The sequence below is a fragment of the Enhygromyxa salina genome (genome assembly GCF_002994615.1).
In the GTDB taxonomy this organism is placed as follows: domain Bacteria; phylum Myxococcota_A; class Polyangia; order Nannocystales; family Nannocystaceae; genus Plesiocystis; species Plesiocystis salina_A.
In genome coordinates this window covers 19142-43052 of sequence record NZ_PVNK01000072.1, presented here as the reverse complement: position 1 = coordinate 43052, position 23911 = coordinate 19142, and the positions used below count along the sequence as shown (strand labels likewise).

The following is a 23911-nucleotide window of genomic DNA, read 5'->3' as shown; positions in this document are numbered from 1 at the left end:
CCGTCAGCGACTCTGCCACGCACGGCCGCAAGCGGCCGGTCGGTCGCTCGCTCCGCTCTCTCCCTCGGTGGGCTGGCATGAGCTACGCCATCGTTTGCGTGGCCCCCTAGAAGGGGGCTCCTTTAGACCCCCCCGGGCGTCTGCGACTCTGCCACGCACGGCTGCAAGCGGCCGGTCGCTCGCTCGCTCCGCTCCCTCGGTGGGCTGGCATGAGCTACGCCATCGTTTGCGTGGCCCCCTCGAAGGGGGCTCCTTTAGACCCCCCCGACCGTCAGCGACTCTGCCACGCACGGCCGCAAGCGGCCGGTCGGTCGCTCGCTCCGCTCTCTCCCTCGGTGGGCTGGCATGAGCTACGCCATCGTTTGCGTGGCCCCCTAGAAGGGGGCTCCTTTAGACCCCCCCCGACCGTCAGCGACTCTGCCACGCACGGCCGCAAGCGGCCGGTCGGTCGCTCGCTCCGCTCTCTCCCTCGGTGGGCTGGCATGAGCTACGCAACGGCATGTGTGGCCCCCTAGAAGGGGGCTGTTTTGGACCCCCCCGGCGTCTGCGACTTTGCCACGCACGGCTGCAAGCGGCCGGTCGGTCGCTCTGGCCGTGGGATGTGGGACGCGCGGAGAAGTCTGGCAACTGTGAGCCCCGCGGTGGTCAGCGACTGTGGGGGGTCTGAGGGACTCCTCGCCTAGCAGCCCGGGGTGCTAGCCAGGCTCGGCGTTCTCGTACTTGATCTCGGCGGTCTCGTCGTCGGCCACTGACATCGCTTCGTTGGCGGCGAAGCCTGGGAGCGGGTGGATCACGGGCGCGCTGTCGCGGGTCAGGCCGGCGGCGATCCGTTGGTCTCGAGTGGTCCGCACGAGGTGCTTGTTGTCGAGCTCGGTGAAGATCGCCTCGGCCCGCGCGAGCCCGATGATCGCGCCAACCTTGTCGTCGCGGGCGACGGCGAGCTCGGCGCTCACGCGGTAGAGCAGCCCCTCCTCGATCTTGTTGTCTTGCTCGACGGAGGTCACCGAGTTCATCGCCCGAACCAGGGCCGCCTCGGCGCCCGACAGCTCACCCGCGCGGATCAACACCTGGGCCAGGTGGCGGGTGGCGATCGCGTGCTGGAGCGGGTTGCGGGCCGGACCCGAGGCCGCGCGACCGAGCGCCTCGCGGAGGTGACGGCGCGCGCCCGCGAGATCGTCGCGGGCGGCGGCGAGCTTGCCCCGACCGATCCGCGCCTGGATGATCACGAGATCCATGCCGACCTTGTGGGCGCGCCGCTCGGTCTCGACGAAGACCCGCTCGGCCTCGTCGAGCTCGCCAGTCGCGAGGTAAATCTCCCCTTCGAGCACGCTCGCGCACTCGCGGGCGAGCATCATCCGCTCGATCTGTGGATAGCGCAGCGCGCTGACGACGAGGGCCCGCGCTTCTTCGTAGGACCCACGCTGCCACGCCAGGTAGGGCTTGATGTACAGCAGCCACGGATAGGACGGGCTGCCGATCCGCCGACAGTTGCCGGAGATCTTCTCGACCAAGGTCATCGCCTCGGCGTGGCGGCCCGTGTACGCGTACCACAAGCACGGGTAGGCCCAGACTTGGTTGTAGAAGTCGGGGTGGTCGAGCTCGTCGATCGTGGCGATCCCATAGTCGACCATGCCGGGGTCGAAGCGGCGGCCCTGGAAGACCGTGCAGTTCGAGAACACGGCGGTCCCGATTCGCGCCGACAGGGCGAAGGACTGCCCGCCGAGATCGGTGTCGAACAACAGCGCGCGGGCGCGGACGAGGACCTCGGTCATCTTGTCGAAGTGTCCAGCGGCCTGGTGGCACCCGGCGAGCGCGGTTGACATCGCGCCCTCGAGCGGCGTGCCCTTGAACGGCAGCAGCTCGAGAGCACGCTCGCCCAGGGGTGAGCCGCGCCGGGGCTCGCCAGCGAGGCCGGCGGCGACACAAGCGAGCGCATAGATCTCGAACACCTTCTGTAGCCAGCTCGCGATCGGAGGCGGCAAGTAGCGCTTGAGCGAGCTCGGAACGGGTTCGTGGCGGTAGGGCTGCTGGCGCAGCAGCTCGGCCATCGCGCGCTCGCGGATCGGCCCGGGCAGGCGCTCGACGACCGCGACGACCCCCTTGGCGAGCTCGCAGACCCGGTCGATGTTGCCGCGAGCCTCGAGCGCCTTGCGGCAGCGCTCGGCCATCGCAAAGGCCTGCGCGGGCCACAGCACCAGGCCGTCCTCGGCGATCCGGGCGCAGAGGTTGAAGACCAGCTCACTGTCCGGCCCGGCCTGCTCCTCGGCGAGCGGGATCGCCTCGCGCCAGTAGTCGATCGCAAGGGTCTCCGAGCCGGCGGCGTGGGCGTGGTCGCCGGCGCGGCAGGTGTAGTCGAGGGCCTTGCGCCGGTCTCGGCCACGGCTGAAGTGAAACGCGAGCTCGGTCAGCTGGCCCTCGGGCCCCGTGCCACCTTCGCGCGAGTGGGCCTCGAGGTACTCGCCGCAGCGCTGGTGAAGGCGCGCGCGCAGCTCGGGCGGCGTATCTTCGTAGAAGGCCTCGCGCACGCGGTCGTGGGGGAAGGCGTAGCACCCGTCCTCACGGGTCAAGAACTGGCGCTCGGTCAGGACCTCGACCCGCTCGAACAGCTCGTCTTCATCGAGGCCGCTGAGCGCGAGCAAGGCGGCGCGGTCGAGCGAGCGACCGAGCACGGCGGCGATCCGCGCGAGCTCGTGGGCGCCCGAGTCGAGGCGAGCGATGCGGTCGAGGACCACGGCGTCGATGCTGCTGGGCAGCGAGTCGACCTCGAAGCTGGCCGGCAGCGACCAGCCGTCCTCGCTCGCGACGAGGGTGCCCTGCTCCATCAGATCGCGCATCACCTCGGTCACGAAGAAGGCGTTGCCGGCGGTCGCGTCGTAGAGCGCGTCGACGAACTCGTCGGTGACCCGCAGCTGCGGCAACATCGAGGCGATCAGCTGCCAGACCTGGGCGCGGTCGAAGGACCGGAGCTCGAGGTGCTCGGTCAGGCCCTCCTGGACCGTGAACCACAGCGGGTTCCCGAGCGAGGCCTCGTCGCTGCGCAGCGTCGCGACGCACAAGATGTTGGACGCGGTCGAGTTGCGAATGCAGTGGTTGAACAGCGCGAGGCTGGGCAGGTCGCACCACTGGAGGTCGTCGACCGCGAACACGATCGCGTTGCGAGCCGACGAGACGCGCAGCCACTCGGTCACGTCCTCGGCGAGGCGCTGCTTGTCGAAGGTCTGCTCGTCGTCGCCGCTCCGCTCGGCCCGGGTGGCCTCGAGCCGCGCGATCACGTCGCGGTGGCCGGCGAGCTCGGCGGGCTGCGACTGCGAGAGCAAGGGCCGCAGCGCGGTGACGAAGGGCTCGTAGGGGCTCGTGCCCGGCTTGCACTGGGCGTGGATGACCTGGACGCCGCGGAGCTTGGCCTGGATCAGGACCTCGTCCATCAGCCGCGACTTGCCGACCCCGGCCGGGCCCCCGATGAACACCGAGCGCCCCTCGCCATCTTCGGCGTCGCGGGCGAAGGTCTCGAGCACGCGCAGCTCGTGCTGGCGGCCAACCATGGCGTCGCTGACGAGGTAGCTCTCGTTGCGCGCGATGTCCTGGCGGATCCGGTGCGTGCCGGTCAAGCGGGCGATGTCGTCGGCGACCTCGCCCGCGCTCGCGTAGCGGTCGCGCAGCTCCTTGGCCAGGAGTCGACGGACGATGCCCTCGAGCCCGACGGGCGCGTCTTGGCGAAACGCCCGGAGCGGCGCAGGCGTCTGCGAGATGTGGCCCTGGAGCGTCTCGTGCTGGGTCCCGAGGAAGGGCACGCGCCCGGTGACCATCTCGTAGAGCACGCAGCCGACGGAGTAGAGATCCGAGGCCGTGTCGAGGACGCCGCCGATCACGACCTCGGGCGCCATGTAGCTCGCGGTCCCGAGCACCGTGGTCGAGGACCGGCTGCCGAGCAGCTCCATCAGCCCGAAGTCCATCAGCTTGAGCACGCCGTCCTCGCGCACGCGCAGGTTCGACGGCTTGATGTCACGGTGGATGTAGAGCCGCGAGTGGATGTACTCGAGCGCGAGCAGCAGCTGCAGCATCAGGGGATAGATCGCGTCGAACTCGAGCGGCCCGTCGCGGAGCATGTCGGACAGCTCGGTGCCGCGGACGTACTCCATGGTCAGGTACTCGGTCTGTCCGTCGAGGAAGCCGCAGTCGTAGACCTCGACCGTGTTCGGGTGCCGCAGGCGCGACATGGCCCGAAACTCTTCGCGAAAGCGCAGCCGTCGCTCGGGCGTGCTCGGGATGTCCGAGCGGAAGGTCTTGAGCGCCAGCTCGCGCTCGTCACCGAGGGTATCGACGACGCGGTAGACCGTCCCCATGCCACCGTGACCGAGCTCTTCGAGCACTCGGAAGCGGTTGGCGATCCACTCCAGCGACACCTTCGCCATCATGCCAGACGCGACCGCGCTTGTGGCTGGCGCCGAGTGCCTCTCGCCGTGGTGGGGTCCAGTCGGTGCGACCCCCGCGAAAATTTAGTCGGCGCTCGATAACCGGCCGCCGGGCCCGACGCGTAGCTTGTGCCCGCGCCACGCGACCTCGCGCCGCGTCAACGCCCGGACCCAGGCGAGCCCGAGCGCGACATCACCCAGCACGGCCTCGAACAGCGCCCGCAGCGGCCCAATATTGCGAGCGGACCAGTACTGCGCCGCGATCGCGACCACGACCCGAGCGAATACGATCAGCCCCGCAGCGATCGCCGCCAGCAGTGGACGCGCGACGAGGCCGAACCCGGCGAGCGCGAGCGCGAGCGGTGTGGCGAAAAAGAACAGTGGGTAAGTCGGCAACAACAGCGGACGCTGACCGCGGACCGCGAGCATCCACCGACCGAGGCGATCGACGACCTGCGCGAAGCTGGGGTCTCCGCCGCGCGCGCGGGCCAAGACCGGCGCGGCGACGATGCCCCAGCCGCGCTCGCGCAGGCGCCTGGCCATCTCGAGGTCCTCGCCGAGGTAGTGGGTCAGCCCCGCGAACTCACACGCGTCGAGGGCCTCGCGTCGCGCCGCCCAGATCTTGCCGACGAGTCCATAGCTGTAGATCCCACACAGCAAGGGGAACGCGGTGAGCGAGGCGCCGAGCACCGCCTCGGACGCCCGCGGTCCGAGCCCGGGCTGGGTCCGGCGCTCGGACCACGGAGCCCACGACGCGCCGACGCGCTCGCCCTCGTCGAGCAGCGGCGCGATCACCTCGTCGAGGGGGTAGCCGTCGAGGTCGACGTTGCTGTCGACGTTGACCACGAGCTCGTGCGCGTCGGCGTCGCCGTCGAGCACGGCCGCGAGCATGCTCGCCTTGCGGTTGGGCCCCGTCGGTGGGTGAAGCTCGAAGCGAGCCTCGAGCCCGGCCGCGCGGAGGCGCGCGAGCGCGGCCTCGATCACCGGCCGGGCCCCGTCGTCGGCGGCGTCGACCATCATCACGAGCGTGACGCGGGCCTGGGTCTCGAGCGCGGCGGTCGAGACGAGGTTGTCGAGCAGGCCCGGCTCGTCACCGGCGCAGGGGCGCATGATCAGGACCCGGCGACCCGCGAGCTTCGGCCGAGTTCGGGCGTCGAAGCGCCGCTGGAGCAACGCGCGCTGGAGCGCCGCCCCGATCGCCAGCCAGGCCAGGACGGCCCCCCAGGCCAGGGCCACGATCGCCGCCACGCTGCTCGCGGTCGTCAGCACGAGCCGGTGATAGCCCGCGCGCGCCCGGTTTTCCAATCACCTGCGATCGTGGGCGCGGCTTGGTACGCTCGCCGCGATGGCCAAGCCCGTCAGCCCCCGCGAGCCCGATGAGATCGACGGCGATCTCGTACCGTGCATCGAGGTCACCGAGGGCCGCAGCCGCGGAAAAGTCTTCCCCCTCGAGCGCCCGCGCGGCTACGTCGTCGGCCGGCTCCCGGGCGCCGAGATCACCATCGACGACCCCGGCGTGTCGCGCCGCCACATCAGGATCACGCGCCGGGCCGACGGCAGCATCGACGCGGCCGACATGCGCTCGACCAACGGGCTGATCATCAATGAAGAGAAGGTCGAGCGCGGGCCCCTGCGAGCCGGCGACCTGATCGCGCTCGGGCCCGACGCGGTCCTGCGCCTGGTCTATCGCCCGCCCGGGCAGCTCGGCCCAAGCGTGAGCCCCAGCGAGGCGACGATCCCACCGGACGTCATCGCCCCCGAGGTCCAGGCGCCCGAGGACTCGACCGCGATCATCATCCGCCGACCGAAGCTCGAAGACATCCCGCTCAGCGCTCGCCAGCTCGAGGTCAGCCAGCTCGTCGCCAACGGCATGACCAACGCCGCGATCGCCGAGCAGCTCGGCATCAGCCCGCGCACGGTCACCAGCCACCTCGACCACATCTACGGTCGGCTCGAGATCGGCTCGCGCGCGGCGCTGACCCGGTGGATCGTCGAGCGCGGCCTGGTCGCGCCAGGCCAATAGCGAGACCCAGTAGCGAGACCCAATAGCGAGACCCCCCTCAGCCCTGGGGCTCGTGGGGCGTGTAGCGCAGCGCGAAGGTCCGACGGCCGCTTTGGTTGCGCTCGTCGAGCTTCGCGGGGTCGAGGTGGGCGGACTCGAGCGCCGCGGTGGCGCACTCGACCACGGGCGCGGGCGCGGTCGTGGCGTCGGACACGAGCTCGAGCTTCGCGACCGCGCCGGTCTCGGGGTCGAGCGCGTAGTCGACGACCAGCTCGCCCCTCGCCTCGCGGTCGACCTCGCGCAGGTGGTCGCTGTAGCAGGCCAACACGGCCTCCTGGGCGCCTGCGAAGGGATCGGCTGGCGGACGCTTTTGCGAGCCGAGCACGAAGGCCCAGGTGAAGGTCGCCTCGGCCCGCTTCACGTCGGGCGGATCGAGCGCGAGCGTGTCGAGCTCGTCGGTGACGCAGCGCGCGAGGGCCTCGGGGGTCTTCGGCGAGTCCGGCGAGACCTCAATGTTGGTCAGCTCGCCGGTCTTCGCCTCGACCTCGAAGTTCACGACGACCTCGCCCTGGGCCTTGGGATCTTCCTCGCTCAGGAAGCGGTCGTAGCAGGCCTCGATCGCCTCGCTGCGCTGCTCGAGCAGCTCGCTCAGCTCCTCGGTGTAGAACTCGGGCTCGCGCATCCACATCACGCAGCCGGACAGCCCGATCACGAGGGCCGGGAGGCCCAGGCGGGCGCAGAATTGGTGAACATCGTGCTTCGCCATGGGTTTCACTCCTCGACCGCCGCCGCCTCGGCCCGCGCCGTGATGCGCAAGACCACGTCGCGCTGCCCGTCCTCGGACGCGCCGACGCTCGCGGCGACCAGGCGCTCGGCGTCGACGCCCGCTGCGACGAGCGCGTCGACGATCTGCGTGGCCAGGGCCTGGCTGCGCTTGGTGTGGGCCCGGCGCGAGCCCGCGCCGATGCTGTGGACCTCGACGGTCAGCTCGACGACCTCGGTGTTGGTCGCGAGCCACCTGGCGAGCTCGGCGAGGATGTCCTGGTGCTCGCTCGACAGCTCGCCTTCTTCGTCGAAGGTCAGCGCCTCGTCGAGGCTGAGCAGGTCGCCGGAGGCGGTCACGCGCGAGGGCGGGGGCGGCTGCGGGACGGCCGGGAGGCCCGGCCGCGGCGCGGCTGGGGGTCGAGCCTGGATCTGGATCGGCTCCTCGGGCGCGACCGTCGTGACCCTCGAGCAGGCGACGGCCTGGGCGAGACCCGCGAGGAGCAAGATTGTGGGGGCGAGGCGCGTCATGATGGGGCCGGCGGATGGATGATCCGGGTGACGGAGGCTCTGCGCAAGCGCGGCGGAGTCTTTGCGCTGTCGGGCTCGGCGCCTTGACACAGCTGCGTCACGCCAAGGTGACGCAGCTGCGACTCCGACCTCCAAAGCGGGCCTTGCTATGATCCGGCGCGCCCGCCCGACCGGCTCTTCTCGGCATGTCGCCCCCTCCGATCTCCTACATCGCGGCCCTGATCTCCGGGTTCTTGCTCAGCGCCTGTTCGGCCTTCTTCGTGCCCGACTTCGAAGACGACGGGGTCCACCGCTGTGACCTCACCAGTGACTGTCCCGAGCTCGAGGACAACCGCTACGTCGCCGTCTGTGTGCTGCCCGAGCAGCTCTCGGCGGGCGCCGCCAAGATCTGCAGCTCCGACTACGACACGGTCCCCTGCGCCGCCACGGCCTACGGGCCCAACCACCCCCTGACCCGGGCCTACGCCGACGCGTTCAACGACCCCGCGCGCTACGGCGTGTGCCCGACCGAGCTCTTGGGCAGCTCGGGCTGCGGGCCCAGCCCGGACGGGTGCGAGGCCGGGCTGGTCCTCAATGTCTACGGGACCTGCATCGACCCGGAGGTCGACCCCAACGCGATCGGGGCCGGCCAACTCCCGCTCGAGGATGTCCTGGGTCAGGACGTCAAGGACCAGTTTTGTCGCAGCTACTTTTGTGACGAGCGCTTCGTCTGCAGCCACCGCGGAAGCCAGCCGCGCTGTGTCCCCTGCGACCCCGACCGCTACTTCAGCCGAGCCGGCTGCGGCACCCTCTACGTCCAGGGCGAGGTCTCGTCGGTCTATTTGGACGTCGAGGCGACGGGCAACTGCGCGGGCGACCTCCCAACGAACGAGATCCAGATCGGAAGACTTTAGTCAGTACCGCGTGCCCGAAGACCGCGCCGGGTTCGGTGCGGACTTCGGGCACGCGGTGCTCGATCACTCAGCGCGGCGGTGGATGATCGGGCCGACACGCGAGCGGCTTGTCAGCGTCGGGTGCGAAGCACGAGCCGTCCACCGTATCTCCCTCGCGACCCGCGAACGAGCACGCGTCGCCGCTGGCCTTGTCCGCGCAGGCTTCGACGGCCTCGGGAGGTGGGCGCGGAGGACCGTCGCCATTCGGATCCTCGAGCGCGCCAGATCCGAGCGCGAGCATCAGCATCAGGGGTTTGAGTATGAGCGGGACGATGGTCATGGACAGACCATGAAGCGATACCCGTTCCAACCCAGAAAATCAGTATGATATCGACCAGTTAACTCCTCGCGCGGCGACGGCGAGGGCGAGGGCGATGCGAGACTCGCCAGCCCACCTGCCAACACGGCACGTGACCCCTATCCCGATCCTGCCCGCTTCGATCGGATCGCTGCGCCCGGCGCCTCCAGCCCGACACTCAGCCCGACACCCGCCCCGACACCCGCTCCGACGCCCGCTCCGACACCCGCCCCGACCCGGGCTCGCATCGGCGCGACCTTTTTCGGTCCGGGGCCGCGCTGAGCCCGGCGCCGGTTGAGGCCGAACACCCGGTCGCGCAAGTAGGGGTTCATGAAGCGCTGGCGAGGATCGAGCTCGCGGCGGATCGCGAGGAAGGTCTCGACCTCGTCGCCCCAGGTCGCGGCGGCGAGCTCGGGCCGGGCGATGTCCTTGCCCCAGTGGGGACGCCCGGCGAAATCCCGCCGCATCTTCTCGTCGAAGTCGGTCGCGAAGAGATTGCGGTGCCGGTTCCCGTCGGAGCACAACAGCTCGAGGCAACAGCTGTCGCGGCCCGCGGACGAGGCGAGCAGGGCTCGGCTGCCGCGGACGAAGCGCGCGTGGACCGTGAGGTCAACGGGGCGAATGCCCGACTCCCAGTACTGACCGAGGCGCTCGACGGTGAAGCCCCAGGCGGCGCGGGAGTGCTCGATCGGCACGGCAAATTCGGAGCTGATCACCGGCGGGTAGACCTGCTGGTAGTGGGAGAAGTCGGGCTCGGCGACGACCTGGCCTCCGTTGCCGACGCCGACCGTCAGCAGCTTGGCGGCGACCATAGGCAGCATGGGCACCCGGTCGGCGAACCTGAAGACGCGCCCCGTCCAGCGGTTGGTGCGATCGACGAGGGTCGGGTGGACGCGGCCCCGCGGGGATGTGGCGGCCTCCTGGCTGCGGTTGCCGACCTTGAACTTGGCGACCTCGCCCGAGGGGCTCCAGAAGATCGAGACAAACTCGTAGGCGTCGAGCATCGCGGGGATCAGCGAGGCCGCCTCCTGGTGGGGGACCACGATGTGGTCCTCGCGAATGTTGTACATGGGCTCGCACTGCAAGGTCACGGCCGTGACCACGCCGAGGGCGCCGAGGTTGGTCGTGACCGCCCGCCACAGCTCCGACCCGGGCTCGTGGACCTCGACGACGCTGCCGTCGGGCCGGACGAGCTCGAACGCGACGACCGCATCCGCGAAGGTCGACACCGATCGTCCGGTGCCGTGCGAGCCCGTTGCGATCAGCCCGCCGACGCTCAGCCCGAGAAACATCGCGGGGCTCTTGACCGAGAGCTCGTGCGCCTGGGCCTCGAGCACGAGCGAGCGCAGCGAGGCGCCGGTCTCGACCGTGATCTGGTGCCTTGCCTGGTCGACGCGACGCACGCGCTTCATGCGTCGCATGTCGATCATCATCCCGGTCGTGGGCGCGAGCGGACTCCAGCAGTAGCTCCCCGAGACCACCCGGACGCCGAGGTTGCGTGTGATCGCCTCCTCGACGCAGTCGACGACGCCCTCGAGGTCCGCGGGCTCGCGGATGTGCTTGGGGCGCGCGGTGACATTGCCCAGCCAGTTCCGCCAGTAGGCCATGGTCTAGACCGTGATCCCGTTGCTGACGCGCGAGGGCAGGAAGTGGACGAAGGGGGCGAAGCGCTCCACGTTGCGTTGCTCGATCCTGCGCTCGATCTCCTCGAGCTCGGCGGCGAAGCAACGGAGCAGGGCTGCGCACTCGGGCCGCGCGTCGATCGGGTAGCCCGAGAAGTCGCCCAGGCGCCCGTACTGCATGTGGGTCGACACGGCGCGGGTGTACTGCTCGATGGCCTCGAGCCCGGGCAACGCCTTGTTGCCGACCACGAGCGGGTTGCCGAGCAAGAAGCTGGGGTTGTGGTCGAGGTCGCGCAGCTCGATGGAGGAGCCGTAGTGAAAGAGTGCGTGCAGCGGTCCGGCCACGAACAAGAGCTGGGTCAGGATCTCGATCAGCTCCTCGCGCTCGGCGAGGTGACGCCCGGCGAACAGGCCCCGCACGTTGCCGCCGTTGGGGGAGGCCACCTCGGCGAGGAAGGCGGCGAGCTCCTTGTCGCCGTGCAGCTGGTCCTCGCTCGGGTAGCTCAGCTCGACGTAGGCGCGGACGAAGCGCTCGAGGGCCCCCCACAGCAGTCGTCCGTCGTCGCGGTAGGGGTAGGCAAAGGGCGTCTCGTCCATGCCGCGCGCGCGCAGATCTTGGTGGAAATTCTGCTCGCGGAAGCTGAAGCGCTGGTGGAGGGTCTTGGCCACCTCCTGGGACCAGTCGGCCGTGCCCGCGAGGCTGCTGACGAGGATGCCCGTGGTCTTCTTGATGCCCTGCTCCCACGCCATCTTCTCGACGAAGAGCTCGAAGCGCAGGTGGGGCAGCAAGAACTGGTAGATCGGGTGGCCCTTCGACAGGTTGCGGTGCAGCGCGATCGCGAAGGGCGAGGTCATCAGGTGCGCCCGCGCGAGGTGGAGGCACAGCTCCGAGTAGTTGATGTCGGCCGCGTTGAGGATGTGCTTGGCCGCCGCCCAGCGCTCGCCGTCGAGGGGCGTGACCACGGTCGTGTCGCCGTCGGCGGCCCCGGCCGCGCACTCGATCGCCAGGGGGACGAGCGGGAAGCGGCTGTCGACCCCAGGTGCGTGACAAAAGAGGCCGACCGAGGCGGCCACGAACTTGCCCGCTTGCAGGTCGGTCCCCTTTGGCGTCCGCAGCGAGCTCAGATCGAGCTGGTAGAGGTCGCCGGCCCCGAGGCGCTCGGCCAGGGACTGGTTTGAACCGAGCAGCTTCGACAGCTGTGCGTCGGATAGGCGAAGCTTTGGGTGGAGGTCGTCGAGCCCCTCGACCCGGGCGAGGGTCAGCGGGTTCACCCCGGCGACGCGGCGGTACGCGAACTCGCTGTCACCCTCCGGCGGCAATTGGCCTTCGGGCCGATCGGACACGCGACCGAGGAGCCCGTCGAGGCGCCGCATGACCCGGGGCGAGCGCAGCGGCGCTGGCACCGAGGTACTCAGACGCAGGACCCGAGCCGCCAACGCAGCACGGACCTGCCCCTGGAGCATGCCGCCGAACCAGCGCAGATCGGGCACCATGTCCCGGTCCGTGGGAATGCCAGCTGGAACGACGTAAGGCGCAAAGGAACGGTCATAAAAGATGCTCATGAGCCTGCCGAACTCCCGCACGAGGGGGTGCTAGAACCTGGGTTGAGAGGCCGGAAACGGCCCCCCACAGCCAATAGTGACATGGGCCACACCCCGAAGCTCAGCGCATTTTTAAGCGGCGCTCAGCAACGGCTAGCACCCCAGGCTGCTAGCCGAGCTCGCCGTCGACCAGGGTCGCGCGGACCTCGAGGTCGGGGAGCTCGCTCGGGTCCACGCGGAAGGGGTCGCCGTTGAGGCAGGTCAGGTCGGCGCGGTAGCCCGGCGCGAGCACGCCGAGGTGATCGTCGCGCTGAGCTGCGTACGCGGCCCCGGAGCTGAACCCGGCGACGGCCTCGGCCATGCTCACGCGTTGATCCGGGAGCCAGCCCCCCTCGGGCTGGCCGTCGCGATCCTGGCGCGTGACGGCGGCGCGCAGGCCCAGCAAGGGCGACGGGCGCTCGACCGGGAAGTCGCTGCCAAACGCCAGCGGCACGCCCGCCGCGAGCATGCGCTGCCACGCGTAGGCGCCAGCGAGGCGGTCTTTGCCCACGCGGGCCTCGACCCAGGGCATGTCGCTGGTCGCGTGGGTCGGCTGCATGCTCGCGACCAGCCCGAGCGCGGCCATGCGCGGGATGTCGGCGGGATCGATGATCTGGACGTGCTCGACCCGGAGGCGCGGATCGGGCTGCGCGTCGCCGACGGCCGCGAGCACCTGCGCGTAGGCGTCGATGATCGTGCGGTTGCCGAGGTCACCGATCGCGTGGGAGGCGACCTGAAACCCGCGCTCGACGATCCCGCGGGCGAGCTCGACGAAGTCGGCGGGCTCGTGCATCAGCGCGCCGCGGTGCTCGGGGCGATCGGCGTAGGGCTGGATCAGCGCGGCCCCGCGGCTGCCGAGGGCGCCGTCGACGTAGAGCTTGACCCCGGCGAGGGTGTAGCGATCACTCGGGCTCAGGGGCGCGCGCGCGAGGCCGTCGAGGCCGGCCGTCCACCAGCCTTCGCTGGCGTAGCCGTGGACGCGGATCGGCAACCCGCCGGCTTGGCCGAGCTTCGTCAGCACGGCGTGGGCGGTCGGACCGAGGCCCATCTCGTGGACGCCCGTGAGCCCGAGCGCCGCGGCCTGCTTGGTCGCGGCGATCAGCCAGCGCTCGATGTCCGCGGCGCTCGGCTCGGGGACCGGGACCAGGTCCATCGCGGTGTCCACGAGCACGCCGGTCGCGGCCTCGTCAGCGGCAGGGTCGCGCAGGATCTCGCCGCCCTCGGGGTTGGCCGTGCTCGCGTCGATCGCCGTCAGCTTCATGACCACGGAGTTGGCCCAGCCTGCGTGGCCGTCGACGCGGCGCAGCCACACGGGGCGCTCGGGGAACGCGGCGTCGAGCTGCGCGGCCGTCGGCATCGCGCCGCCCCACAGGTTCTGGTCCCAGCCGCGACCGAGGATCCAGCCCTCGGGCGGAGCCTGCTCGCGGAGCCGGGTGAGGATCTCGTCGACCGAGGCGGCGCCGCGCAGATCCACGATCTCCGCCGTCTGGCCGAGGCCGAGCAGGTGCGCGTGGGCGTCGGTCAGGCCCGGGAGGATCGTCGCGTCGCGCCAGTCGAGCAGCTCGGCCGGGCCGCGGGACTCGAGCTCGGCGAAGCTGCCGAGCGCGAGGATCTCGGGGCCGCGGATCAGCAGGGCCTCGGCGCGCGGGTTGGCGGGATCGTTGGTGTAGATGTTGGCGCGGATCAGGCGTGACGCGCCCGTCGACGGCGGCGGCGAGGGCGGCGTGTCGCGGCGGCAAGCGAGCAGCCCGGCGCAAGCGAGAGATCCGAGCAGCCGCCTGCGGGAGAACATGCGCGGATGCTATCAGGCGCCCGCGGTGGTGGTAGCTTCGCGGTCCCCGTGAACCTGATCGTCCTCGAACCCAACGACTTCGTCAGCGAGGGCCACGTCCGGCTCGTCGATCGCCGCCTGGTCCACGCGCGCAAGCACCTGCGTGTCGCGCTCGGCGATCGCCTCCGCGTCGGCCTGCTCGACGAGGGCGAGGGCCCCGCCGCGGCCAACATCGGTCACGGGGAGGTCCTGCGCTGTGATCGCGAGGCGCTCGAGCTGCGCGTCGAGCTCGGCCACGCACCGCCGCCGCCCTCGGCGGTGACCCTCGCGATCGCGCTGCCGCGTCCGCCGACCCTCGACAAGGTCCTGCAACAAGGCACCGCCTTGGGCATCAAGCGCTTCTTGCTGTTTCACAGCGCCCGGGTCGAGAAGAGCTACTGGGGCGCGTCCGCGCTCGAGCCCGCGTCCGTGCGTCGGCAGCTGCTGCTCGGGCTCGAGCAGAGCGTCGACACGGTCCTGCCCCGCGTCGAGCTTCATCGCCGCTTTCGGCCCTTCGTCGAGGATCGCCTGACCGCGCTGCGCGAGCGGGGCCCGGTGTTGGTCGCCGATCCCGAGGCGCCCCGCTCGTGCCCGCGGGCGCTCGCCGGTCCGCTGTGCCTGGTGCTCGGGCCCGAAGGTGGCTTCGTGCCCTTCGAGCGCGAGCGCTTCGCGGCGCTCGGTGACGAGCTCGTCGGCCTCGGCCCGCGGATCTTGCGAGTCGAGACCGCCGCCGTCGCGCTGCTCGCCCGGCTCGCGCCCGAGTAGTGGGTCAGAGCACGGTCCGTGTCACCGTGCCCCAGGCCGAGGCATCGGCCGGGACCAGCTCGACGTAGCGATAGCCATCGAGGAAGGAATTGTTCACCACGCAGTCGCCGCCGTTGTCGCGGTACAGCGGCGTCGACTCGACGTCGATCGTCGCGCCCTCCATGAACAGCTCGTAGCGAGAGTCAGCGCAGTCGTCGGGATCTTCGATCTTGGCCGTGCCCCAGACCGGGCCCTCGCCCCAGCACTCGCTCACGATGCCGACCTGCGTGCCCGTGCAGTCGGCGCTCGTGTAGTAGGTGAAGCTCGGGCTGATGCTCAGGCCGAAGGGCAGGCAGCGCCGCACCCCCTCGCTGTCACGCCGGACCGAGCAGTCGAGGCCGTCGTGGCTCATGTCGCGGAAGTAGGCGAAGTCGAGCGGGGTCTGCTCGGCCCCCGCCCAGTAGCTCGCAACGATATCGCCGCCGCCGATGTCGACCCGCTCGGCCACGGCGAAGGTGTCGTCGGGCAACTCGGCGCCCAGCGAGTAGTAGTTCTTCCAGCTCGGGGCCGCCTCGACGCAGGTGTCGGTGTTGTCGAGTTCGTAGGCCGGCCCGGCCAGCGCGTCGCCACCCTCGAACAGCTTGCGGGTCGTCGCACACGAGCTGTCGATCTTCTCGAAGGCGTAGCCAACCGAGGGCTGCGGGCAGGTGCTCCACGCGGTCCCCTGGCTGCAGCCTGCGTCCGCGTATTGGTTGAACTCGCGGGGGACCGCGGGCGGCAGCCAGCGCGGCAGGCCGTCACCGGTCGCCATGCGTGAGACCGGCGAGGCGAGGGTCTGATCTTCGGTCGCGACGTAGGACCACGAGCCGTCGTCTGCGACCCGGCGAACCCCGAGCAGGCGCGCGCGACCTTCGTCGAGCTGATCGCTCGCGCCGACGTAGGTCGCGGGGTCGATCGCGGCCCCAAGGGTCACGTAGTCTCCGGGCCCGAGTTCGACGCACATCCCGTCCAGCATCCGGTAGAGCATCCCCGATCCGGTCTCACCCAAGACTGGATAGATCTCCACAGCGCTGGTCTCGCACGGTTCGCTATCGATCGGTGCCCACGCGTATTCGGGCATCGGTGGGCAAGCTTCGGGATCGATCGGCTGGACTCGCTCGGTGCACCCGGCGTCGACAAAGCGCTCCGCTGCGGTGCCGAACCCGTCCGGGAGGCAGCGCAGCTGCCCGTCGGCGGCCTGACGAAACTCGCACTCGTGGTCCAGCTCGCTGTCGTGCCACCCGGTCAAGGCCACGCTGCCCGACTCGGACTGCCAGACGATCGGACGCAGGCGCGTGCCTCCGTCGAAGGGTGGCGGGTCAGCGTCACCATCACCATCACCATCACCATCACCATCACCATCGCCGTCGCCGTCACCGTCGCCGTCGCCGTCGCCGTCACCGTCACCGTCACCGTCACCGTCACCAGCGCCAGTCGACTCACCGTCGCTGCTCTCCGCCTTCGAGTCGGCGGCCGCGTCATCCCCTTTGCAGCCCAGCCCCGGGAGCAGTAAGAGTGAGCACAAAACCGTCGAAGAACAGCTCGTTTGAGTCATGGTCAGCATGGTCCGGGAGGTTAGCAAGATACCGCCACGCGATCGCGGGCTGTCGCGCTGCTCGCCCGGCTCGCGCCCACCCCCGAGTCCGAGTAGGGTTGGGCGGTGCTGCGGACTCTCTTCTGCGCCTGGGCGAGCGTGCTGACGGTGGTCGCCCCAACCCCGACGCCCGAGCTCGCCGAGCCCCCCACACCGCCGCCGCCTGCCGTCGTGCCGCCACCGCCCGCGCCGGTCGAGATCGACCCCGCGAACTACCGCATGGTCCTCGCAGGCGACATCGTGATCGGCCTCGGCGGCGCGAGCCTGATCGCGATGGGCGTCGGCCTCGGCATCCACTCCGACGCCCTCGGCCAGCGCCAGGCGCTGACCGTCAGCGACAACCCCGACCTCGACGCGATCGCGCGCCAGGATCAGCGCATCCAAGACGGCGCGCTCACGGCGATCGTCGGCGGGGCCGCGGCCGGGGCTCTGTTCGTCACGGGCATCACGCTGGTCGCGCTCGGCTACAAGCGCGAGCGTGAGCGGCGGGCGAGCTTGCCGGTCGTCACGCTCGGGCCTCGCGGCGCGGCGCTGAGCTGGTCGCTGCGGTTCTGACCGGGCCTTCGGCGTACAATCTTGTCGGCCATGGACGAGACCGACTGCGCCGACGAGCTCGACGGCTCGGGGATCGACCTCGATCGGAGCGGCGTCGTGGTCATGAAGATCGCCCGCTACCCGATCCTGCGCAAGCTCGGCGAGGGCGCCATGGGCGTGGTGTTCGCGGCCTACGACGAGCTGCTCGATCGCAAGCTCGCGATCAAGCTCCTGCGCCCGCGCAAGCGCAAGCAGGACGGGACCCGGCTGCTGCGCGAGGCCCAGGGCCTCGCCCGCCTGTCCCACGCCAACGTCGTCCAGATCTACGAGATCGGCGAGTACGAGGGCGCGGTGTTCATGGCCATGGAGTTCGTCGCCGGTCAGACCCTCGGCGCGTGGCTCGAGGCCGAGCCGCGCTCGCGCGCCGAGATCCTCGCCGCGTTCACAGCCGCAGGGCGCGGGCTCGCGGCCGCCCACGCGGCGCGCCTCGTCCACCGCGACTTCAAGCCCGACAACGTCATGGTCGGCGCCGACGGCCAGGTCAAGGTCATGGACTTCGGCCTCGTGCGCGCCGAGGGATCGCCTGCGCCCGCGACCACGAGCACCAACACGGGCACGGAGCTCGACCACAGCAGCGGCGAGCTCCTCAGCGACGAGACCCTGCCCTCGCTCAACACCTCTCAGAGCAGCCTCGGCCTCGATCTGACCAAGTCCGGATCGGTCTTGGGCACGCCCGCCTACATGGCGCCCGAGCAGCACCTGGGCCAGGCCACCGACGCACGCAGCGATCAGTTCAGCTTCTGCGTCGCGCTGTGGCAGGCGCTCTACGGCGTCCGGCCCTTCCTCGGCGACACGATCCCGGCGCTGACCTTCAACGTGCTCCGGGGCAAGGTGTCCGAGCCGCCGCGCGAGGCCGAGGTCCCGACCTGGCTGCGGCAGGTCCTCGAGCGCGGGCTCTCGCTCGAGCCCGACCAGCGCTGGCCCTCGATCGACGCGCTGCTCGCCGCGCTGGCCGACGATCCAACCCGGCGGCGACCGGCGATCCTGGCAGGGGTCGGCTCGCTCCTCGCGGTGGTGGCGGTCGTCGGCGGCGGCTGGAGCTGGCAGCGAGCCGAGCAGGCGCGGGCGCGAGCGGCCCGCGACGCAGCGATCGCGACCTGCACCGAGCACGGACGCAGCGTCGAGGCGGTCTGGAACGACGAGCTCGCCGCGCAGACCGAGCGGGCCTTCACCGCCACCAAGCTCGCGTTCGCGCCCGACGCCTGGACCCGGACCCGCGCGGGCCTCGACGCCTACGCGCGCAGCTGGGCCCAGGCTCGCGCGCAGCTCTGCGTCGAAGCCGAGGTCGAAGGCTCGCGCGACGCCGAGACGAGCGCGCGCGCCCTGAGCTGCCTCGACGAGCGCCGGGCCGCGCTCCGCTCTCTGGCTGCGCTGCTCGCCGAGGCCGACGACGCCCGCGTCCTTCAGGCCGTGTACTCGGTCGCCCAGCTGCCGCTGGTGTCCGACTGCAGCGACCCCCGCAAGCTCGCTCATCTCCACCCGCTGCCCGAGGATCCAAAGACCCGCGCGCAGGTCGAGGAGCTGCGTGAGCGCCTCGTCGAGGTCGAGGCCCTCCAGACCATGGGCGAGCACGAGCGGGCCACGGCCGAGCTTCGCGGGCTCCTCGACGAAGCCGAGGCCCTGGCCTGGCCCCCGCTGATCGCCGCGGTCGAGTACCGGGTCGCGGCGCTGGCATCGAAGGCTGGCGACTACACGGCCAGCCGCGCCGCGGGTGAGCGGGCCCTGTTCATGGCCGCGAGCAGCGGCGACGACGTGCTCGCAGCCGACGCCGCGGTCGCGCTGGTCTACGGGATCGGCGTCGGCCTCGAGCTCCCCGAAGATGGCCTGCGCATGGCCAAGCTCGCCGAAGTCCTGATCAGCCGCACCGACGGGTCCGGGAGCCTGTTGGACGCCACCCTCCACGTCAACATCGGTGCCATTCACGATCACCAGGGCGACCTCGACGGCGCGCTCGTGGACTTCGAGCGCGCGCTCGAGATCCAGGAGGCCCTGCTCCCGCCCGCGCACCCGAGCACCTCGGTCGCGGTCAGCAACATCGGCACGATCCACGCCCGCCGGGGCCGCAACGACGAAGCGATCGTCTACTTCGAGCGCGCCCTGGCCATGCGCGAGGCCAGCTTGCCCGCGGGCCACCCCCGCCTCGCCGTGGCCTACGAGAACGTCGGCAACATCTACAGTTTTCAGGCCAAGTACGACCAGGCCCAGCGCTACATCGAGCGCGCGCTGGCGATCAACGAGGCCAACCTACCCGCCGAGCACCGCGACATTGCCCGCTCGCTCGCCAACCTCGGCAACGTCCACTACTTCCGGGAAGACTACGAACAGGCGCTGGCCTACTACCGTCGGACCTTGGCCATACGCACGGCCACGCTCGGCCGCGATCACGTCATGGTCGGCACCGCCCACAAGCACGTCGGCCTCGCCTTGATCGAGCTCGAGGACTACGACGGGGCGATCGAGCAGATGCGCCGGGCGCTCGAGATCAACGAGGCCAGCTTCGGCCCAGACGATCCGCGCTACGGGCCCAAGCTCAGCGATTCCTACGAGAACCTCGGCAACGCCCTGCGCAACGCCGGTCAGTACGCCGAGGCGATCCGCTCGCTCGAGCGCGCGCTCGAGCTGCGCGTGGCCCACGAGAGCCCGCCGCTGACGGTCGCCGGGGCGCAGTGGTACCTCGCCCACGCGCTGTGGGATGGGGCGCAAAAGCGGCGTGACGAGGCGATCGAGCTGATGCGGGCGTGCCATGCCGCCTACGCCGAACAGGGCTCCGTTGAGGACGCCGAAGAGGCCGCCGCGTGGCTACGAAAGCGCGGGGCTGCCCCCTCGGGCTGAGCAGGTAGAGCTCAGCCGTCGATCTACCCGCGATTGAACAATTCCCGCCCCCATCCCGTTGAGAGCCAGCCGATGGACATTCCCCCCGCAGCCGACACCAGCGAAGCGAGCTCGACGGAGCTTCCTCTCGGGTTGCAAATGAGCATGAAGCTGCTGTGGCTGTGCTTCGGCCTTCCGATCAGCGCGTTGCTGTTTTTGGGCATCCCTGGACTTCTGGCCAAGTTGGGCGTCGAGCGACTCGAGAGCGCGCAGGTGCCGATCGAGGTCTGGTCCGAGCTCGACCCCTGGCTCGCGCTCACCTTGTTGATGGCGCTCGTCAATCGGTGGTCCACCTTCGCTCACCGACGTTCACCGCTCGCGCCGGACCAACGAAAACGTCGGTTGACCGCGTGGTTGGTCGTTGGCGGGCTAAACGTCTTCACCTGGCGCGGGCTGCTGTTTCTCGAGGAGTTCGGCGCGAGCCAACTCGAGCCGCTCCTGCACTACCTCGCGCTGTCCATGCTGATGGCGTGGACCAGCACCAGCCTCGCCTGGGTCAGCGGGCGAGGACTGTCCTTGATCTTTCGTTCAGTCGAGCAGCGAGCGCTTCATTCCGCATCGCTGCGCGGCGGCCTCGTCACAGCTGGACCCCTGTCTCTGGTCGCTGTTGTCGCGGTCGGCGGGGTCACGGTCGGCTTCGACCGGGACGAAGCCGTCACCGAAGTTCGCGCGCTGGTCGAGGACAACTTCACAAACGAGCTCCACCACGACGGTGGCGGCTCGGGAGGGACGCATGGCCCCTCGAGCCCCCCGCCCGAGACCGCCCGCGAGTGGTTTGAGCGCTGCATCGAAGAGATCTATCGCGGACCCGGACGCAGCCTGTACGCGCGCGGGGTAACCAAGGCAGCGCGCTATTCCAGAATCGACGCGGAGTCCGCTGCTGCCGACGCAGCTCTGAAGGTCTGCACTCGCGGCGAGGCACCCAGGGAGCTGTCGGGCTTCTACCTGCGCGCCGTCGAGAACACAGCGCGCACATACCACCGCAAGGCCCGCCGACTCGGAGAGTGCTCGGCGCCATCCCCCGGCCAGCACACGATGCCCACTGGCGAGTCCACCGAGGACTGCGTACTCGAGAAGCTGTGCCAGATGTCCGAAATTCGACCCACGGACTACGAGGTCCTGATGCTCAGCCTCACCGACCATGATGACGCCGATATCGCGCGCCACTTTGGTATCGAGCGTGAGGCCGCCAAAAAGCGCCGACAGCGAGCCGAACGTCGGCTGGGCGATTTCGCCCGCGAATGCGTCAGGTAAAAAAAATCTTCGGCTGCCTGTCCCCAAACGGGCTCCTCGTGAGTGCCCCTCCCAAACGCCGTCGCTGCACGCGGCGCGGCGGGAAGGACACTCATGGACACCGAAGATCAAGATCGTTCGCCGAGTACCGTCAAGCAGGTGGTCGACCGCGCCCGGCGACTCCACGCAAAGCCCGAAGGGCTGCTCGTGTTTGGCGATGACGTCGATGCTGGCGTCGAGGGGCTCGCCGCCGACGCTGGCCCACCCAAGAAGATCCTCGAACACTTGAACGTGCTCGCGGAGCTCGCCCAAGCGCTGCGCCAGGGCCCCTTGGGTACTACGCGAGTGCAATGGCTCAAGAACCGCAACGTCAACGCCAGCGACGAGTCCGAATCAACCTCCACCAGCGCCAGCGAGATGAGGCAGCGAGTCTGGCACGATGGCCAGTATCGGCGAAAATTCACGTTACACACCAAGCCCAACGACGGCACCCGGACAAGCTGGTGTGTCCGCATCTACTTCGACTGGGATCCGGACAAGGAGGTGATCATCGTGGCCTGGATTGGCCGCCATCCCTGAGCCGAGCCAGCCGTCGGCCTCACCCCAAAGATCCGCCTGACTGGCCGAGTCGGTCTTCATCAGCCCCGCGTCTGTTTACACGGCGGTGAGCAGACCTTGATCGCGCTCTCGCTGGTCCCGATCCGGGCGGCCGAGCTCGGCTGCGATGTCGCGGTCGAGTTCATCGAGGCTCGGCGGCGCTCATTGAAGATGACTGGCACAAGAAGCGCCTCGGCTAGCAGCCCGGGCTGCTAGCTCAAAAAAACGGACCCCCACCCGTCGCCTCGCCGAGGAGCGCTTCGGCCTCCGCGAGCGTCCGCGCGACGGCGAGCACCCCGACCACGACCTCGGCGAGCGCCGGGTCGTTGGTCAACAGCACGCCGTGGCGGATCCCCTGCGCCGACATCTCGATCGCTGGAAGGTCATCTCGCACCTGGTCGCGACGCAAGATTCGCCACAGCCCCACGGACCCCTTGGCGACGAGCCGCTCGAGGTGCACCGCGACGTGGCCCATGTGCACGCGCGGGTTGAGCTCGACGACCGGCCGCAGGCGCAAGCTGCCGTCTTCAACCCGGTGCACCAGCGCGTCCACCCCGACCGTGCCCACGTAGCGCGACGCCTCGAGCTCGCGCGCGACTTCATCTGCGACCCGGCGCCAGACCTCCGACAGCCACTTGGGGTCGCGCCCGTCGCCGTGCAGGAATCGGGCGAGATCCGTGGGCAGGCCGGCGGTGGGCCGACCGATGACGGCGCCGAGATACTGTCCGCGTGGGTCAACGAGCACGCGCCCGACCCCGTCGATGCGGGCGCGGCCCGGTGATTTGATCGTCAAGCGCAACGACAGATCGCAGACCCGGTCGAGCCAGGGCTCGACGACGATCGCCCCTTGTCGCGCGAGGGTCCGACGGATCCACGCGCGCTGTGGTTCGGGGATCGGCCCCGCCAGGACCCGGATCGTCCCGCGCCCGGCCGTCCCCCAGCTCGCCTTGCAGGCGACCGTCGCGTAACCCGCTCCGCGAAACTGCTCGATCGCGTCGACGACCGCGCCTACCTCGTGCGCGAGCACTCCGATCGTCTCGACCTGACTGAGGCGCTCGCCCGGCAAGAGGCGACGGAGGACCGAGACGCCCCGCGCCTTGGCGAGCAGCTCCGGGGGCCAGCCCTGCGGGGGAACCGGATCGTCGGACGCCCGGGCCCGCAGCGGCGCCAGCCGTCGCGCGAGCCGAGGCGTCCACCCCCACGGCTGGACCCGCGCCAGGGCCCCGAGACCCCGCGCGTCGATGGTTGGCCCGTCGAGGTCGGCGACGACGATCTCCGCCAGCTTCACCCCAGCTCGGCGCAGCGCGGTCAAGAATTCCTCTCGCGGCCGCTGGCGGACCAAGACCACGTCATCGGGGCGGGCGAACAACAAGGGCAAGGTCTCGAGGTCGCGCACCCGCGCTCGCGTCGCCGCGTTGGGGTTGAAGCCCTGCGGGTGGCCAAGCTCGAGCTCCGTGGTCGGATCGAACAGATGCACGGTCGGCGGCCGCCCCCGCGCGCTCGGGAGGTTCGCAATCGCCTCGAGATAGTCGTCGGGAAACCCGGCGCGGCGACGGCCCTCACGATCGAAGCCGCGACCCCGAGCCCGGCGGAGCGTGACCGGGGCGACGAGCGCCTCGCCGTGAGCAGCCAAGAGCGGGGCATCCGGTCGCCAGCGCTCGAACCAGTGGAGGCCAAAGCCGACGTGCCGCACTTCATCCTCGTAGACAGCCTCGATCACCCGGGCGGTCTCGTGGTCGCCGTGGGCCTCGAAGATCTTCAAATAGTGCGAGGCGTAGTCGAGGTTGGCCTGTTCGAAGGTCAGGCCCATGTGAGCGACGAACTGGGCCGGGTCGCGCAGCTCCGCCATCGTCCGCCAGAAGAACCCGCCCAGGGCCGCGTCGCCGAGCTCGGTCCCGAGCGCGCGCATGCGATCGAGGTACATCGAGAGGTGCCGCTGCTCGTCCCGCAGCGTCGCGACGAGGCCGCGGCGAAAGGCTGGCGGCGCGTCGACGAAGCGCAGCAGCGCGAGGGCCATGAGCTCGAGCGCGAGGAGCTCATGGTTGGCGAAGAAGTGGAGCGCACGACCTCGCGCGCCCGCGTCGGCCAGGGCCACGTCGCGCACGAAGGGCTCGGCGTGGTCCGACATCGACAGCTCCGGGGCTCGGCCTGGCTCCGCCGATCCCCGCCACCTCGGCCCCGGGTCGACGTCGCGCAGGGCCCCGGGATCGTGGAGCTTGTCGGAGATGGTCGAGCCGAGCAGCACACGCTCGGCGAAGTCGCGGACTCGGGTGGCCACGCCCCGGTATA

Annotated in this window: 17 protein-coding genes; 7 read left to right on the top strand and 10 right to left on the bottom strand. The window is 70.3% G+C overall.

What is annotated here, in order from left to right; all coding sequences use genetic code 11:
* Positions 1-695: 695 nt before the first annotated feature.
* Together ENSA5_RS06980 and ENSA5_RS06975 are read right to left on the bottom strand one after the other, a co-directional pair.
* Positions 696-4415 (bottom strand): ATP-binding protein, encoded by a 3720-nt coding sequence (locus ENSA5_RS06980; RefSeq protein WP_106390850.1) that lies wholly within the window; start codon positions 4413-4415, stop codon positions 696-698.
* A gap of 81 nt (positions 4416-4496) precedes the next feature.
* Positions 4497-5681 carry a glycosyltransferase gene (locus ENSA5_RS06975; RefSeq protein ID WP_146155407.1) on the bottom strand — a complete coding sequence of 395 codons (1185 nt, stop codon included), beginning with the start codon at positions 5679-5681 and terminating at the stop codon, positions 4497-4499.
* A gap of 76 nt (positions 5682-5757) precedes the next feature.
* Between ENSA5_RS06975 and ENSA5_RS06970 the strand changes: the two genes are divergently transcribed.
* Positions 5758-6435, top strand: a complete 678-nt coding sequence (locus tag ENSA5_RS06970) for a LuxR C-terminal-related transcriptional regulator (protein ID WP_106390848.1) — start codon at positions 5758-5760, stop codon at positions 6433-6435.
* A 37-nt stretch (positions 6436-6472) separates the two neighbouring features.
* Here the strand turns inward: ENSA5_RS06970 and ENSA5_RS06965 are convergent, their stop codons facing one another.
* Both ENSA5_RS06965 and ENSA5_RS06960 read right to left on the bottom strand, forming a co-directional pair.
* Positions 6473-7180, bottom strand: coding sequence for a hypothetical protein (locus ENSA5_RS06965; RefSeq protein ID WP_106390847.1), 708 nt, complete (start codon positions 7178-7180; stop codon positions 6473-6475).
* A 5-nt stretch (positions 7181-7185) separates the two neighbouring features.
* On the bottom strand, positions 7186-7707 hold the full coding sequence (locus ENSA5_RS06960) for an OmpA family protein (RefSeq protein ID WP_106390846.1): 522 nt from the start codon (positions 7705-7707) through the stop codon (positions 7186-7188).
* 185 nt (positions 7708-7892) lie between these two features.
* On the opposite strand from ENSA5_RS06960, the gene ENSA5_RS06955 reads away from it, so the two are divergent.
* Positions 7893-8600: a hypothetical protein gene (locus ENSA5_RS06955; protein ID WP_106390845.1), complete on the top strand. Its 708-nt coding sequence runs from the start codon at positions 7893-7895 to the stop codon at positions 8598-8600.
* A 67-nt stretch (positions 8601-8667) separates the two neighbouring features.
* Here ENSA5_RS06955 and ENSA5_RS06950 read toward each other — a convergent pair whose 3' ends face one another.
* The 4 genes from ENSA5_RS06950 to ENSA5_RS06935 all read right to left on the bottom strand — a co-directional run bounded on the left by ENSA5_RS06950 (position 8668) and on the right by ENSA5_RS06935 (position 13932).
* The gene (locus tag ENSA5_RS06950; protein WP_106390844.1) at positions 8668-8919 is read right to left on the bottom strand and encodes a hypothetical protein; all 252 of its coding nucleotides are present in this window, start codon (positions 8917-8919) and stop codon (positions 8668-8670) included.
* 137 nt (positions 8920-9056) lie between these two features.
* A complete protein-coding gene (locus ENSA5_RS06945; protein WP_106390843.1) occupies positions 9057-10544 on the bottom strand; it encodes a D-arabinono-1,4-lactone oxidase in 1488 nt (495 codons plus the stop codon).
* Between the two features lie 3 nt (positions 10545-10547).
* On the bottom strand, positions 10548-12053 hold the full coding sequence (locus ENSA5_RS06940; protein WP_181197458.1) for a lipoxygenase family protein: 1506 nt from the start codon (positions 12051-12053) through the stop codon (positions 10548-10550).
* A 217-nt stretch (positions 12054-12270) separates the two neighbouring features.
* Positions 12271-13932 (bottom strand): amidohydrolase, encoded by a 1662-nt coding sequence (locus tag ENSA5_RS06935; protein ID WP_106390841.1) that lies wholly within the window; start codon positions 13930-13932, stop codon positions 12271-12273.
* A gap of 48 nt (positions 13933-13980) precedes the next feature.
* On the opposite strand from ENSA5_RS06935, the gene ENSA5_RS06930 reads away from it, so the two are divergent.
* The gene (locus ENSA5_RS06930) at positions 13981-14715 is read left to right on the top strand and encodes a 16S rRNA (uracil(1498)-N(3))-methyltransferase (protein WP_106390840.1); all 735 of its coding nucleotides are present in this window, start codon (positions 13981-13983) and stop codon (positions 14713-14715) included.
* 4 nt (positions 14716-14719) lie between these two features.
* Here ENSA5_RS06930 and ENSA5_RS06925 read toward each other — a convergent pair whose 3' ends face one another.
* Positions 14720-16288, bottom strand: coding sequence for a DUF7481 family protein (locus ENSA5_RS06925; RefSeq protein ID WP_146155406.1), 1569 nt, complete (start codon positions 16286-16288; stop codon positions 14720-14722).
* A 105-nt stretch (positions 16289-16393) separates the two neighbouring features.
* Here ENSA5_RS06925 and ENSA5_RS06920 point away from each other — a divergent pair, with 105 nt between their 5' ends.
* From ENSA5_RS06920 to ENSA5_RS06905, 4 genes are all read left to right on the top strand, one after another.
* Positions 16394-16882, top strand: coding sequence for a hypothetical protein (locus tag ENSA5_RS06920; RefSeq protein WP_106390838.1), 489 nt, complete (start codon positions 16394-16396; stop codon positions 16880-16882).
* Between the two features lie 30 nt (positions 16883-16912).
* On the top strand, positions 16913-19753 hold the full coding sequence (locus ENSA5_RS06915) for a serine/threonine-protein kinase (protein ID WP_106390837.1): 2841 nt from the start codon (positions 16913-16915) through the stop codon (positions 19751-19753).
* Between the two features lie 252 nt (positions 19754-20005).
* Complete coding sequence (locus ENSA5_RS06910; RefSeq protein WP_146155405.1) at positions 20006-21046, top strand: RNA polymerase sigma factor; 1041 nt, start codon at positions 20006-20008, stop codon at positions 21044-21046.
* A 93-nt stretch (positions 21047-21139) separates the two neighbouring features.
* Complete coding sequence (locus tag ENSA5_RS06905; protein WP_106390835.1) at positions 21140-21604, top strand: hypothetical protein; 465 nt, start codon at positions 21140-21142, stop codon at positions 21602-21604.
* 235 nt (positions 21605-21839) lie between these two features.
* Here ENSA5_RS06905 and ENSA5_RS06900 read toward each other — a convergent pair whose 3' ends face one another.
* Entirely contained in the window at positions 21840-23900 is a 2061-nt protein-coding gene (locus ENSA5_RS06900; RefSeq protein ID WP_106390834.1) for a DUF455 family protein, read from the bottom strand.
* Positions 23901-23911 lie beyond the last annotated feature (11 nt).